This is a genomic window from Lichenicola cladoniae, assembly GCF_013201075.1.
GTDB lineage: Bacteria > Pseudomonadota > Alphaproteobacteria > Acetobacterales > Acetobacteraceae > Lichenicola > Lichenicola cladoniae.
Genome location: NZ_CP053708.1, coordinates 398,577 through 412,026 on the forward strand (window position 1 = coordinate 398,577; position 13,450 = coordinate 412,026).

Annotated in this window: 11 protein-coding genes; 1 reads left to right on the forward strand and 10 read right to left on the reverse strand. The window is 63.2% G+C overall.

Going from position 1 to position 13,450, the window contains the following annotated elements:
• Window positions 1-298: 298 nt before the first annotated feature.
• Window positions 299-2,515: a TonB-dependent siderophore receptor gene (locus HN018_RS01695; protein ID WP_171836138.1), complete on the forward strand. Its 2,217-nt coding sequence runs from the start codon at window positions 299-301 to the stop codon at window positions 2,513-2,515.
• A gap of 123 nt (window positions 2,516-2,638) precedes the next feature.
• On the opposite strand, the gene arsH is transcribed toward HN018_RS01695, so the two are convergent.
• The 10 genes from arsH to ku all read right to left on the reverse strand — a co-directional run bounded on the left by arsH (window position 2,639) and on the right by ku (window position 13,449).
• Window positions 2,639-3,346: an arsenical resistance protein ArsH gene (arsH, locus tag HN018_RS01700; RefSeq protein WP_171836137.1), complete on the reverse strand. Its 708-nt coding sequence runs from the start codon at window positions 3,344-3,346 to the stop codon at window positions 2,639-2,641.
• A gap of 39 nt (window positions 3,347-3,385) precedes the next feature.
• Entirely contained in the window at window positions 3,386-4,699 is a 1,314-nt protein-coding gene (locus HN018_RS01705; RefSeq protein ID WP_171836136.1) for an arsenic transporter, read from the reverse strand.
• 94 nt (window positions 4,700-4,793) lie between these two features.
• A complete protein-coding gene (arsC, locus tag HN018_RS01710) occupies window positions 4,794-5,213 on the reverse strand; it encodes an arsenate reductase (glutaredoxin) (protein WP_171836135.1) in 420 nt (139 codons plus the stop codon).
• A gap of 8 nt (window positions 5,214-5,221) precedes the next feature.
• Window positions 5,222-5,575 carry an ArsR/SmtB family transcription factor gene (locus HN018_RS01715; protein ID WP_171836134.1) on the reverse strand — a complete coding sequence of 118 codons (354 nt, stop codon included), beginning with the start codon at window positions 5,573-5,575 and terminating at the stop codon, window positions 5,222-5,224.
• Between the two features lie 172 nt (window positions 5,576-5,747).
• Window positions 5,748-6,962, reverse strand: a complete 1,215-nt coding sequence (locus HN018_RS01720; protein WP_171836133.1) for an acetate/propionate family kinase — start codon at window positions 6,960-6,962, stop codon at window positions 5,748-5,750.
• Window positions 6,959-9,319 carry a phosphoketolase family protein gene (locus HN018_RS01725; protein ID WP_239478938.1) on the reverse strand — a complete coding sequence of 787 codons (2,361 nt, stop codon included), beginning with the start codon at window positions 9,317-9,319 and terminating at the stop codon, window positions 6,959-6,961. The genes HN018_RS01720 and HN018_RS01725 overlap by 4 nt, the downstream gene beginning before the upstream one ends.
• 139 nt (window positions 9,320-9,458) lie before the next feature.
• Window positions 9,459-9,884, reverse strand: coding sequence for a hypothetical protein (locus tag HN018_RS01730; protein WP_171836131.1), 426 nt, complete (start codon window positions 9,882-9,884; stop codon window positions 9,459-9,461).
• Window positions 9,885-10,423: 539 nt separating this feature from the next.
• Window positions 10,424-11,092 (reverse strand): hypothetical protein, encoded by a 669-nt coding sequence (locus tag HN018_RS01735; RefSeq protein WP_171836130.1) that lies wholly within the window; start codon window positions 11,090-11,092, stop codon window positions 10,424-10,426.
• Window positions 11,092-12,402 (reverse strand): hypothetical protein, encoded by a 1,311-nt coding sequence (locus tag HN018_RS01740; RefSeq protein WP_171836129.1) that lies wholly within the window; start codon window positions 12,400-12,402, stop codon window positions 11,092-11,094. Before HN018_RS01740 ends, HN018_RS01735 begins: the two co-directional genes overlap by 1 nt.
• A 153-nt stretch (window positions 12,403-12,555) precedes the next feature.
• Window positions 12,556-13,449 carry a non-homologous end joining protein Ku gene (ku, locus tag HN018_RS01745; protein WP_171836128.1) on the reverse strand — a complete coding sequence of 298 codons (894 nt, stop codon included), beginning with the start codon at window positions 13,447-13,449 and terminating at the stop codon, window positions 12,556-12,558.
• Between the last annotated feature and the right edge of the window lies 1 nt (window position 13,450).

Consider the following 13,450-nt stretch of genomic DNA (forward strand, 5'->3'; position numbering starts at 1 on the left):
GGAAAATCTTAGCTGTCTGATCCGGAGGCGAGCATCGCGTCCAAACGCGACTCGTTCGTGGAGCGCAGCGCGCAGACCTTGATCTGTCCATCCGACCGCAGTGGATTAATAATTGCCGCAATGAAGGTTGTGCAATAATAAATGACACGATATAACGCCGTTAGTTAGGCGGGTGGAGTGGTCTCGCCAGGTCGATCGACCGGCCGCGCCACCATGTCGCGGCGTCTCGTTTCGGAAGGCGCTCATGTCAATTCTCCGGCTTTGGCGCTTTGCGCTTCTCGTTCTCCTCGTTCCACCGATGGCTGGCGCACATGCCGACGATGCGTCGTCCGGAGCCAAGCCGACGGCTCTGGTGGACGTCGATGCAGGTCATCACCCATCCCGCTCCGGCCTGGCCCAGGCAGCCGCGTCTCATCGACCGCAACAGCCTGCCGACAGCCGCAAGCCGCAAACGGTCACGAAGCGCGCACCGGTTGGACACAGACAGGCCGTCGTGCCGCAGGCGTCCGAGGTGGTCGATGTGACCGGCCAGCGTCGCGATCCGGTGGTCGCGGGCGGCGCGCTCGGTAGTCGGCGCGATCTCGACACCCCATTCTCCACCCGCACCGTGACCGCCGCCGAGATCCAGGACCGGCAGGTGAAGTCGCTCGCTCGGGTGTTCTCCGAGGACGCGTCCTTCGTTCCCAACGGCAACACCTATTCCTACAATTCCTATTCCGTAACGGTCCGCGGCGTGCCGCTCGACGATTTTAATGGCTACAAGATCAACGGCGCGCCGTTCTACATGACCACCGTGGAGCTACCGCTTGAATCCTTCGAACAGGTGCAGCTGCTGAAGGGCGCGTCCGGCTTCCTCTACGGCTTCAATGCACCAGGCGGCCTGATCGATTACGAGACCAAGAAGCCCACCGACCGCACCTTCGTCGCGGCCGATGTCGGCTACAGTTCGGACTCGGTTGTTTCGCAGCACATCGACCTCGGTGGACGTTTCGCGCGAAGCATGCTCGGCTACCGTGTCAATCTGGAGCACGAGCAAGGCCGCACCTATAACGGTTCCAATGTCCGCCGCTATTCCGGCTCGATCGGCCTCGACGCCCGCATCGCCCCGTCGCTGCTCTGGACGGCCGACGCGATCTACCAGGATCGCCGCGTCTATGGCGGCATCCAGGGCATCATCCTGAACCAGAACGGGATCGACTATTCCGGCAGCCGGCTGCCGACCCCGGTCGGCGGCGATACCAACCTGTCAGCGGTGCCAAGCACCTTTTTCAATTCGGAGGTGCTCTATCTGGCCAGCGGCCTGCGCTGGGACCTGAACGATCACTGGACCGGGCGCGTGAACTACAGCCACAGCTACGATTGGCGCCGCTACGGTGGCGAATGGCCACGGCTCGAGAATGAGAGTGGCGATTTCCAGGACTTCCTGACCGCAAGCCAGGGTGTCGCGATCTACGACCAGGTCACGGCGCTGGTCGAGGGGCATTTCGTGACCGGCCCGTTCCACCATCAGCTTACCTTTGGCGGTTCCTGGCAGGGGCTGACCCGGTTGACGGCGCGAAACTCCATGAACCAGGCGATCGGCTCCACCGAGAACCTGTACCAGCCGTTGACCACGATCCTGATTCCGCATGATTTCTCGTTCCCGCAATACCGGAGCCTGCGTTCCGACCAGACGTCCGCCTTCGCCAGCGACACGATCGATTTCGGTCGGAAATGGTCGCTTATCGCGGGTGTGCGCTTCACCGATTATCGGCAGATGAACTACGCGGCGGCTGGCGGCCCGGCATCCGTCGATACCGAGACCCCGCTGACCCCGGTCGCCGCCCTGCTGTTCCATCCCTGGCGCGACACCACGCTCTATGTCTCGTACGTGCAGGCGCTCGAGGATGGCGGCACGGTCGGCGACAGCTACGCCAACGCCTACCAGTCCTTGTTGCCGATCCGCAGTGACCAGGTCGAGGTCGGCGCCAAGATCGACCGGCCGGGCTGGTCGGCCTCGGCGGCGCTGTATCGCATCAACCGCGGCGCGCAGTATGCCGATGCCGCCAACGTCTTCGTATCGAACGGCAACGAGCGTCTGCAAGGCCTCGAGGCGAATAACCGCATCGATCTTCCCTGGGGCTTCGTGTTCACCAACAGCTTTGGCTGGGAGGAAGCGGTCTACCAGCAGACCGAGGCCGACCTGATCGGAAATCGTGTCGAGGGCGTACCGCGGTTTCAGGATTCCGTGCAGCTCACCAACCATGTTCCCTGGGTGAAGAATCTTTCGGCAACTGCGGAAGCCCGTTATGTGGACAGCATCGTCGGTGACTCCCCCAACACCTTCAACCTGCCGCACTACGTGCTGGTCAACCTTCGTGCGAGCTACACCACGAAGCTCTATGGCAAGACGCTCACCCTGCGCGCCGAAGTCGACAACGTTGCCAACAAGCATTTTTGGGGATTCCAGGCCTCAGACTATATCTACGTCGGCGAGCCGCGTACCGCTTACCTGAATGCCCGCATCCAGTTCTGATGACCGACGCCGGCCAGAGCGATGATTCGTTCCGAATCATCGCTGGTAGGTGCGCCGGGAATTGCCGGCAAGCGGCCGGTGTCAGCACCTTGATCATGCCACGCAAACCATCTGCCGGACTTATCACAGCTTATCGGGCAGTTCGAAAACCGCCTTCCGCTCGCTGTAGCGATCGACCAGGTAGTCGGCCCGGTCGCGCAGCAGCCAGGTGAAGCGCACCAGTTCCTCCATGACGTCCACTACGCGGTCATAGTTGGCGGAGGGCTTCATGCGTCCGGCCTCGTCGAACTGCTCGTAGGCCCGAGGCACGCTGGACTGGTTCGGGATGGTGAACATCCGCATCCAGCGCCCGAGCAGACGCAGCGTGTTCACCGCGTTGAAGGATTGCGAGCCGCCAGACACCTGCATCACCGCCAGGGTTCGGCCCTGGGTCGGCCTTTTGGAGCCGATTTCCAGCGGGATCCAGTCGATCTGGTTCTTGAACACGCTGGTGATGGCGCCGTGCCGCTCCGGACTGCACCACACCTGTCCTTCGGACCAGAGCGACAACGCACGGAGCTCGACAACCTTCGGATGGTCTGCCGGAACGATATCCGTCATCGGCAGGTCGATCGGGTCGAACACGCGGGTCTCGGCACCAAGCAACTGCAGGATGCGTTCGGCCTCCAATGTCAGCAGCCGGCTGTAGGAGCGCACCCGGAGGGAGCCATAGAGCAGCAGGATCCGAGGAGGATGAGACGCCCGGACTCCTGGTTCCAGCCGATCCAGATCCGTCGGCGCGAGCAGATCCGCCTGCAACGCGGGAAGGTCGGCTGCCGTGCCTATGGTCATGACGGTCTCCTTGATGTCGTGTATTTCGTCGTCGCCTACTCAGCCAGCCGAAACGACCGGCAACCAGAATGCCAGCGCGAGCAGCGTCACGAGCAGCACCGGTGGCGTGATCACGAGGCCGACGCGCATGTACTCGCCCCAGGTGATCCGGACACCCTTGTTGCCCAGCACGTGCAGCCAGAGCAGCGTCGCCAGGCTGCCGATCGGGGTGAATTTTGGGCCCAGGTCGCAGCCGATGACGTTGGCGTAGGTCATCAACTCGCGCGTTGCCGCAGGAAGGGCGTGCGCTTGGTCGATAGATATCGCGCCGACCAGCACGCCCGGCATGTTGTTCATGACCGACGACAGGATTGCCGCGCCGAAGCCGGTGCCGACCGCGGCAACCCACGGACTGTATCCAGCCAGCCAGACCAGCGCAGTGGACAGATAGCCGGTCAGGCCTGCGTTGCGCAGCCCATAGACCACCAGGTACATGCCCAGGCTGAACAGCACGATCTGCCAGGGTGCGCCGCGCAGCACCTTGGAAATCGGGATTACGCAGCCCCGGCCGACGCGGTACCAGCGCCCAGCCAACGCGAGCAGCACCAGAGCCGCCGCGCCGGTGAGGGCGGATACGGGAACGCCGAAAGTCGCCAGCACGAAATAGGCGACCAGCAGCAGGGCCAGGAGCGGAAAGGCTGCCCGGAATACGACCGTGTCGCGTATGGCGGTGGCAGGGAGTTCCAGGCCGGACATTGGATAGCTCCGCGGAAGCTGGCGGCCGTAATAGAGCCAGAGCACCGCGAGCGTTGCTGCCAGCGATACGAGATCGACCGGCACCATCGTCGCCGCGTATCGGCCGAAACGGATGCCGAAGAAGTTCGCGCTGACAATGTTGACCAGGTTCGATATTACCAGCGGCAGACTCGTGCTGTCGGCGACGAAACCGGTTGCGATGATGAAAGCCAGCGCAGCAGCAGGCGGAAACTCGAGCCGAGCCAGGATCGCCACCACGATCGGGGTCAGCAACAGGGCTGCACCGTCATTGGCGAACACAGCGGCGATCACCGCGCCGAGGATCACGATCAGCGGGAACAACCTGTGTCCGTTGCCGCCGCCCCAGCGGGCGACGTGAAGCGCCGACCAGTGGAAAAACCCTGCCTCGTCCAGCAGCAATGAAATGATGATCAGCGCGACGAAGGTGAAGGTCGCATCCCACACGATGTGCCAGACGACCGGCACGTCATGGAGATGGATGACGCCGAGAGCGAGTGCCGCGATGGCACCACCCATGGCACTCCAGCCAATACCGAGGCCACGCGGCTGCCAGATGACGAAGACCAGGGTGACGACGAAGATCAGCAGGGCCAGCATGAATTCTCAGTCAGGAGGGTGCGCGGCATTGGCTGCCCTGGAAAAGGACGCCGTCGACCGATTGCTGGAGGAAGCAACGACGTTCGGGCCGGGGTCAGGCCACCCGGTGGCCAGCCACGTCCGCGACCTGTTCGCCGTCCTCTTTTGCAAAGGCCCCCTGCTGGTCTGGCAGAATGTCGAGAACAACCTCCGATGGACGACACAACTTCACGCCGAGCGGTGTCACCACCAGTGGACGGTTGATGAGGATGGGATGCGCCATCATTGCGTCGATGAGCTGCTCGTCGGTGAGGCTTGGATCACCAAGACCCAGCACGGCATAAGGCGTACCCTTCTCGCGAAGCAGGGTCCTCGGCGTCAGTCCGGCACGCTCGATGAGCTGAAGCAGAAGCACCCGGGACGGCGGTGTCTTCAGGTATTCGATGACATGCGGCTCGATGCCCGCGTTGCGGATCATCGCCAGCGTGTTCCGCGACGTGCCGCAGTCCGGGTTGTGATAGATGACGGCGTCCATCTCGGCTCTCATGGCAGTGTTTTCTCGCCGGAACAGCAGGGGATCAGTTCGGCCACCAGCGGCGCGCACATTTCTGGACGGCTCCCGCAGCAGTCCTCAGCCAGGAACAGCATCATCTCGCGCAAGCCCTGCATTTCCGCACGGTAGATAATCGTCCGACTTTGACGTTCTGACCGTAACAGCCCCGCGCGGGCCAAGGTCGCCAGATGCGCCGACATCGTGTTTTGAGGGATGTCGAGTCGACGTGCGATCTCGCCGGCTGCGAGCCCAACCGGCTCATTGCGCACCAGCAGCCGGAACGTCTCCAGGCGCGTCGTCTGAGCCAGGGCACCAAGGGCAAGGATCGCCAGTGAACTATCCATATATCCAAGTTTACAGATACATTGAGGCTTGTCCATGGGCTGAGGGATCGGTCCCCCGCGATCTCTGAGCAGAAGGGGCAGATGTTATCGAACCGGTTGGGCAGTCCGGAGACGTCCAGTTGTGATCAAAAGGACAAACAGTCCTACGTTCATATGCCTCGATCGGGACGCCCTATATCCCGGCGCATAGGTCCAGAGTGTGATGGGCGATCATGCTTTCCTCGTCGGTCGGCACCACCCGGATCTCGACCCGGCTGTCGGCCGTGCTGATAATGTCCTTGCCGGCCTCGTTGGCCATGTCGTTCATCTCGGCGCCAAGCCATACCAGTCGTTCGCACACAAGGGCACGTACCTTCGCCGCGTGTTCGCCGATGCCGCCGGTGAACACGATGCCGTCGACGCCGCCGAGTGTGCTCGCCATCGCCCCGGCTTCGCGGGCGACGTGGTATACGAACAACTCGACCGCCTCCGCCGCCTTCGGGTCGTCGCTGTCGAGCAGGACGCGCATGTCGCTCGATAATCCGGACACGCCGAGCAGGCCGGAGCGGCGGTCGAGCAAATTCTCGACCTGATCCGCATCCATTCCCTGTTCGCGCAGCAGATACAGGATGGCGCCGGGATCGATGCTGCCGCAGCGTGTGCCCATCACCAGCCCGTCTAGCGGCGTGAAGCTCATCGTCGTGTCCTGGCTCTGCCCGTTCGCCATCGCGCACAGGCTGGCGCCGTTGCCGAGATGGGCGACGATCACCCGGCCTGCCGCGATGCCGGGCGACAACACTCGCAGGCGGCGAGTGATGTATTCGTAGGACAATCCATGAAACCCGTAGCGGCGCAGGCCCAGTGCCTCGAACTCGCGTGGCAGCGCGATCCGGGCAGCAACCATCGGCATGGCGTGGTGGAACGCGGTGTCGAAACACGCGACCTGGCTGAGCCCCGGCCGGATCGCCTCGACTGCGCGGATAGGCGCCAGATTATGCGGCTGGTGCAATGGCGCCAGCGGCACCAGGGCTTCGAGCGACGCCAGCAGGTCGGCCGTCACCAGCGCCGGCCGGTCATGGTCGCGGCCACCATGCACGACGCGATGACCGACCGCGACCAACCGGTCCGGTCCGAGATGCGCCACGATCCAGTCCAGCAGGAACTGGAGCAGATCCTCCTGGAACCGGGCGTCGTCGGTCCAGGCCTGTTCCCCCAGCCTGTTCCCCTCGGGATCCGCAGCCCGGAACCTGGGCGCCGTACCGATCCCGTCGATCTGGCCACGGACTGCGACCATGATATCCGCGTCCACGATCCGGAACAGGGCGAACTTGATGCTGGACGAGCCCGCGTTCAGGGTCAGGATCGCGTCCGCCGCTGGCGGTGAAGTCGGCCCGGCGGAGTGGCTCACGGCGCGCCGGCCTTCCAGCGCCAGCCCAAGACCTCCGGCATGTCGATGCCGTGCGTGGTGACGTAGCGCTGGTGCTCGACGAGCTTGTCGCGGATCGCCTGCTTGGCGTAGGCGGCAGCCGGCCCGAGCGACGGCACCCGGTCGATCACGTCCGCCATCAGGTGGTAGCGGTCGAGCCGGTTTCGCACCGCCATGTCGAACGGGGTGGTGGTGGAGCCTTCCTCGATGAAGCCGTGCACATGCATGTTGGCGTGGTTGGCACGACGATAGACCAGCCGGTGGATCAGGGTCGGATAGCCGTGGAACGCGAAGATCACCGGCCGGTCGAGGGTGAACAGCGTATCGAAATCGCTGTCCGACAGCCCGTGCGGATGCTCCGAGTTCGGCTGCAGCGTCATCAGGTCCACGACATTGACGACGCGTATCTTCAGCTGCGGCAGATGCCGGCGGAGCATGTCCACTGCCGCCATGGTCTCGAGCGTCGGCACGTCGCCGGCGCACGCCATCACCACGTCCGGCAGCCCGCCGCGATCGTTGCTGGCCCACTCCCAGATGCCGATGCCGGCGGTGCAGTGGGTGATCGCCGCATCCATGTCGAGCCATTGCAGCTCGGGCTGCTTGCCGGCGACGATGACGTTGATGCGGTCCCAGCTGCGCAGGCAATGGTCGGTCACCCAGAGCAGGGTGTTGGCGTCGGGCGGCAGATAGACGCGCGCTACGTCGGCCTTCTTGCTGACCACGTGATCGATGAAGCCCGGATCCTGGTGGCTGAAGCCGTTATGGTCCTGGCGCCACACATGCGAGGTGAGCAGGTAGTTCAGCGACGCGATCGGCCGGCGCCACGCGATCTCGCGGCTGGTCTTGAGCCATTTCGCATGCTGGTTGAGCATCGAGTCGACGATGTGGATGAACGCCTCGTAGCACGAGAACAGCCCGTGCCGGCCGGTGAGCAGGTAGCCCTCGAGCCAGCCCTGGCAGGTGTGCTCGGACAAAATCTCCATCACCCGTCCGTCCGGCGCGAGATGGTCGTCGTCGGGCAGGGTCTCGGTGTTCCAGGCGCGGTTGGTGACTTCCAGCACCGCGCCCAGCCGGTTCGAGTTGTTCTCGTCCGGCGAGAACACCCGGAAGTTCCGGGCGTCGGCGTTCAGCCGCATGACATCGCGCAGGAAGTTGCCCATCAGCCGGGTCGCTTCCGCGGTGATCGTGCCCGGCTCGGCGACCGGCGTCGCGTAGCTGGTAAAATTGGGCATGCGCAGTGGGCGCATCAACAGGCCGCCATTGGCATGCGGGTTGGCGCTCATCCGCTTGTCGCCGTGCGGTGCCAGGGCGGCTATTTCGGGCCGGAGCCGCCCTTCCGGGGTGAACAGCGTCTCGGGCCTATACGAATGCATCCACGTCTCGAGCAGGCCGAGATGCTCCGGCTTCTCCATGGTGAACGGCACCTGGTGCGAGCGCCACGACCCCTCGGTCTTGAGGCCGTCGACGGTCTTCGGCCCGGTCCAGCCTTTCGGGCTGCGCAGCACGATCATCGGCCAGCGCGGACGCTCGGTGACGCCGGACCGGGCGCGCTGCTGGATCGCCGCGATATCGGCGACCACATAATCCAGCGTGCGCGCCATGAGGTCGTGCATCTTCTCCGGGTCGTCGCCCTCGACGAAATAGGGCACGTAGCCGTAGCCCTCCATCAGGCTGCGCAACTCGTCGTTGCCGATGCGGGCCAGCACGGTCGGGTTGGCGATCTTGTAGCCGTTGAGATGCAGGATCGGCAGCACCGCCCCGTCGGTCGCGGCATCGATGAACTTGTTGCCGTGCCACGAGGTGGCCAGCGGGCCGGTCTCGGCCTCACCGTCGCCGACCACGCAGGCGACCAGCAGGTCCGGGTTGTCGAGCACCGCGCCGAACGAATGCGACAGCGAGTAGCCGAGCTCGCCACCCTCGTGGATCGAGCCGGGCGTATCCGGCGCGGCGTGGCTGGGGATACCGCCCGGAAAGGAGAACTGCCGGAACAGGCGGCGCATGCCCTCCCTGTCCTGCGACACCTCCGGATAGATTTCGCTGTAGGTGCCTTCGAGCCAGGTGTTGGCGACCAGCCCGGGCGCGCCATGGCCGGGCCCGGCAACGAAGACGATGTTGAGGTCGCGCTCGCGGATGACCCGGTTCAGATGGACGTAGACGAAGTTGAGGCCCGGCGTGGTGCCCCAGTGGCCGAGCAGGCGCGGCTTGACGTGCGATCGGGTAAGCGGCTCGTCCAGCAGTGGGTTGTCGAGCAGATAGACCTGTCCGACCGACAGGTAGTTAGCGGCATGCCACCAGGCATGCATCAGCGCGAGCTGCTCTCTGGGGATCTGACTATCCATTCCGGCACCTGCAACAGGATCATTCATGCTGGTGTTCTATCCCGTCTGGCAGACTGGCCTGTTGATCGAGATCAACAGGCCTCGACTTATCATGCCTACAACGTCAGGGCGTGCGGATTGCTGAATTTTGCATGACGGATCAGGCCCGCCGTAGCGCAAACCATGCGGCGACCGCGATCCCGGGCAGCAGCGTCACCGCCACCAGCTCGCCGCCGATACCGGCGGAGAGGCACCAGAGCAGTGCCACCAGCCACCAGCTTTTCCCCGGGCGCGGTCGCAGCAGCACCAGAATGAGTCCCCCCAGGCAAGGCGCCGACTGCAGCGCAGCATGCATTGCCACCGGCAGCGGCGCCATGACGATGGCGGAGTAGGGCGGCAATCCACTGCCGCCACCGGCCCGAAGCAGCGTGCTTGCCCAGGTCATGAGCATCCCAAACAGCACGAGCAGCCCGTGTGCAAGGCTGTCGAACAGCACCATCAGCAGCACGAGCAGCAACGGCAGCGCCAGGATCGACAGGGCGCCGAGCCCGGACAGGAAGGCGACGACGACCGCGACGGGGTGCATACGACTGTCTGATCGAGAAAGACGATCCGGAGCTTCCATCTATCCTTGCATGCCGATGCCTATCGCGCCTTTTTCAGGAAACCGGGTTGACCCAGACCTTCTTCACCTGGCCCGGTTTCAAACTGACACTTTCAGGGTTGAACGGCTCGACCTTCTCGAGAAACGCGGTGAAACCGGATGCGATTGCGGTCCGTGACGTTCATGATCAACGAAATAGATGTCGCCGATGGTTGGGCCGGATATCGCGATACCGATGTAGTTCCGCCCTCCGCATAGGCAATCGGGAGGATATCGTCGCCGATGTCCTGTCTGAGAAGGTCTCGCTCGTATATCAGGCGATCAGCGGTAATGAATGCACTGATCCCGGAATCGATGCTGTCTGAAACCTTGAAAATTCTAGATTCCAGCCTTCCGGCCTCGCGATTCGTGAGAATCTTAAGTAATCGCCCAATAGGGCATGTGGTAGAAGGGTCTAGATTTACTGATCTCTTTACCTGTACGTAATCTTTTTACATGACGTGCAGTTATTATCATGAACTTTAGGGGGATAGAGCAGCAAGCGCGTCAACCAGCGCTTGGAATCGCTTGAGATAAAATCCCTTATCAGAAGTCCGCATTATTTCTGTGTAGACGTCGACGAGATACTTGTAGTCAGCCCGTCCGACAAGTTTCGCGACGATCAGGCCAGTGGTGCAGCGAAAATAGGGGACACCACGATTGGAGTTGTATTCGAGCGGCTTGGTATTGAGCTCCCTATCTATCTCGGCCAAGACATCAAACCTTTTGAAATACGATAGAGCGAAATTAGAGAAGGCATCCAAGATTAAGCTGCACACCTGGGGAACTTCATCTATCGAATTGACTGGAAATTCAGATTCGTCGCGACTGACACCTGTCAGATAATTCAGAGAACTTCCGATAGTCGCCGTGTCCGACTGATATTTTTGGTCAAAATTAGACGTCTGGTGGAAAATTTCCTCCACCTTCTCGACGCGGACTGCGATGCTCAGCTTGATACGCCAGCCTGGCTTGTCGTCTATCTTGTTGTCGAGGAAGATGAGCTGGAACATGTCGGTCACGCCGTCATGCTGCCGTCGGAAGGTTTCCTTCGCTGCTTTCAGCTTGAAGCCATGGTCGACGAGCTGCGGTTTCAGATGCTCGAAAATCTCGAGCTTCAACCGCTTTTGTTCGGTGATCTTAATCAGCATCAGAAGTCTCCCGGCCGAAGAACGTCGACGTTTGTTGGCGGGATTTGAAAACCTGCCGGGTAATCTGCACCACCCCCGTTTCCGACGACCTGCCCGCCATTATTACCGAGAAGCGGGTAGCCTGTGGTCTGCCTGGGCGTCAAGCCTGCTGATTCGGACGATTTGAAGTCAGTTAGCCGGAGGGTATTAGTGTCGTCCCGGCTGATCGCATCCAGCCTTACACGGTAATCAGCTAGATCACCGTTATCCAAATACGGGCGGACGCTGACTTGGTCTTGGATGTTTGTCTGGGTAGTCTCCAGATGCTCCAACCCCTGAGCCTCGAAGGCCTTTCCCTTCGCCGCGTTCTCGGTCACCGTCGGACCCCTGGCGGCTTTTCCGCCGACGCCTTGCCCCCGGTTGGGATTGACCGTCTGCTCAGGAGGCTCGTCGGGCGCACCGCCGCCTGACGCTTCACCGCCGCCACTGGTAGCCCGCTTGGCCATTTTGGTGATCAGCATCGTCACGAACAGCACGCCAAGGACGGCAAGTGCTTCGGCGGCGCTGTCGGCGGCGGCATCCAGCGTGGCGTCGCTGGTGGCGCGCGCTGCCTTGACGCAGGCGCCGCTGAGCTCGACCAGGGCGATCATTCCGCTCCAGCCGGCGGCCCGGATCGCCATCGCCACCAGAACCGCATCGACGACCTCGCCGACGCCGAACCCTTGAGCGATGATGAGTGCCAGCAGCCCGGCATCCAGCAGCAGGAGGTTCTCCGGGGTCAGCATGCCCTGGATCTGGCGGCCTACCTCGCCCGGGATCCGCTTGAAGGCGCGCCCGGCCATCGTGGTGAGCCGTTTCCGGGTGCTCCAGTGACCGACATCCGCTGCCACCCCGACCGGCTGCGGCTTCGCCGCAACTTTGGCGCCCGGTCCGGCGTCCCGAGGTGCCGCCGCCGCGTGCGATCCGCCCGCGGTCAGGGTGAGCTGGGCCGGATGCGGCGTCATGACGTCGCAGGCGATCATGCCGAGCCGATGCTCGACGAGGGACCGGCGCAGCGCCTCGATGATGGCGGTATCGGTCAGCGGTCCCATCGCACCGGCCACATGGTGGCGAGCCAGGTAGCCGCGCAACGCGTTCATTTGACCGGCATCGCGTGACACCCAGCCGAGTGCCGCCCGGGCCTGCATGTCTGCCGCTTGCTCGAAATGACCTCCAAGCACGGTAAGCGTGCGCAAGGACGCTAAGCCGCGATCGTCCAGCGGTCCGAGAAACAGCGTGGTCATCGGCGTGCGCAGCGTCAGCACATCCGCCGGCATCTGTGCCTGCCCCACCTCGTTCCCCCACGCCCGGAACCGCGCGCCGCACGGTGCAGGCCGGGCGCCGACAAGGTCAAGCGGTCGTGACCATCCACGCGGCTGGCGGCTCTGCGGGATTGTCCGTCACTGGCCGCCAATCCCGACGCGTTTCTGGTCGTGCGCCCCGCTTCAGGCGGTCTTGCGCCTGGGTGCTGGCTTCTTCGGCGGTGCTTTTCCGGCGGCTTGCTTCTTCGCCAGCTTGTCATCCGATGCAGTTTTTCCCCCGGTCGCCCCCTTGGGTTCGCCGAGGCTCTTGCGCAGCGCGCTCATCAGGTCGACCACGTTGTCGCGCTCGGGTTCCTCGGACGGCGCCTGCACATCCTCGCCGGCAAGCTTGGCGTCGATCACCTCGCGCAACCGTGCCTCGTAACGATCTTCCATGTCGCCCGGCTGGAATTTTGCGGTCTGCCTGTCGATCAGCTGCACCGCCAGCGCCACCATTTCCGTGTCGGCGGGCGCGTCCGAAATATCCTCGAACAGCTTGTCCGGTGCGGTGATCTCGCGCGTGTCGTTCAGCGTGTGCAGCACGATGCCGCGTCCCATGGGCATCAACGCGACCGCCCGCTCGCGACGCGACATCACCAGGCGGGACAGCGCTACCCGGCCTGTCTTGGCGATCGCCTCGCGCAGCACTACGAACACGTCGTCGGCGGCATCGCGGCCGCTGCCATCCGGAACCAGGTAATAACTGCTGTCGAAATAGATCGGATCGATGCTGTCGGCGCGAACGAACTTGTCGATCGATAGCACCGACGAGCTGTCGATCCGGGCCCGTTCGAAATCCTCGTCGTCGAGCAGGACGTAATGGTCCTTCTTGAACTCGTAGCCGCGCTGCAGATCCTTGCGCGACAGCTCCTCGTCGGTCTCGGAATCCTGCGTCACCATGCGCACGCGGTTTCCGGTCTTCGGATTGATGAAGTGGAAATGCAACTCCTGGCTTGGCTGTCGCACGCTGTAGAGCGCGATCGGGCAGGAGACGAGGGCGAGGCGGAGCTGCCCGCGCCAGATTGGACGATCGGCCATT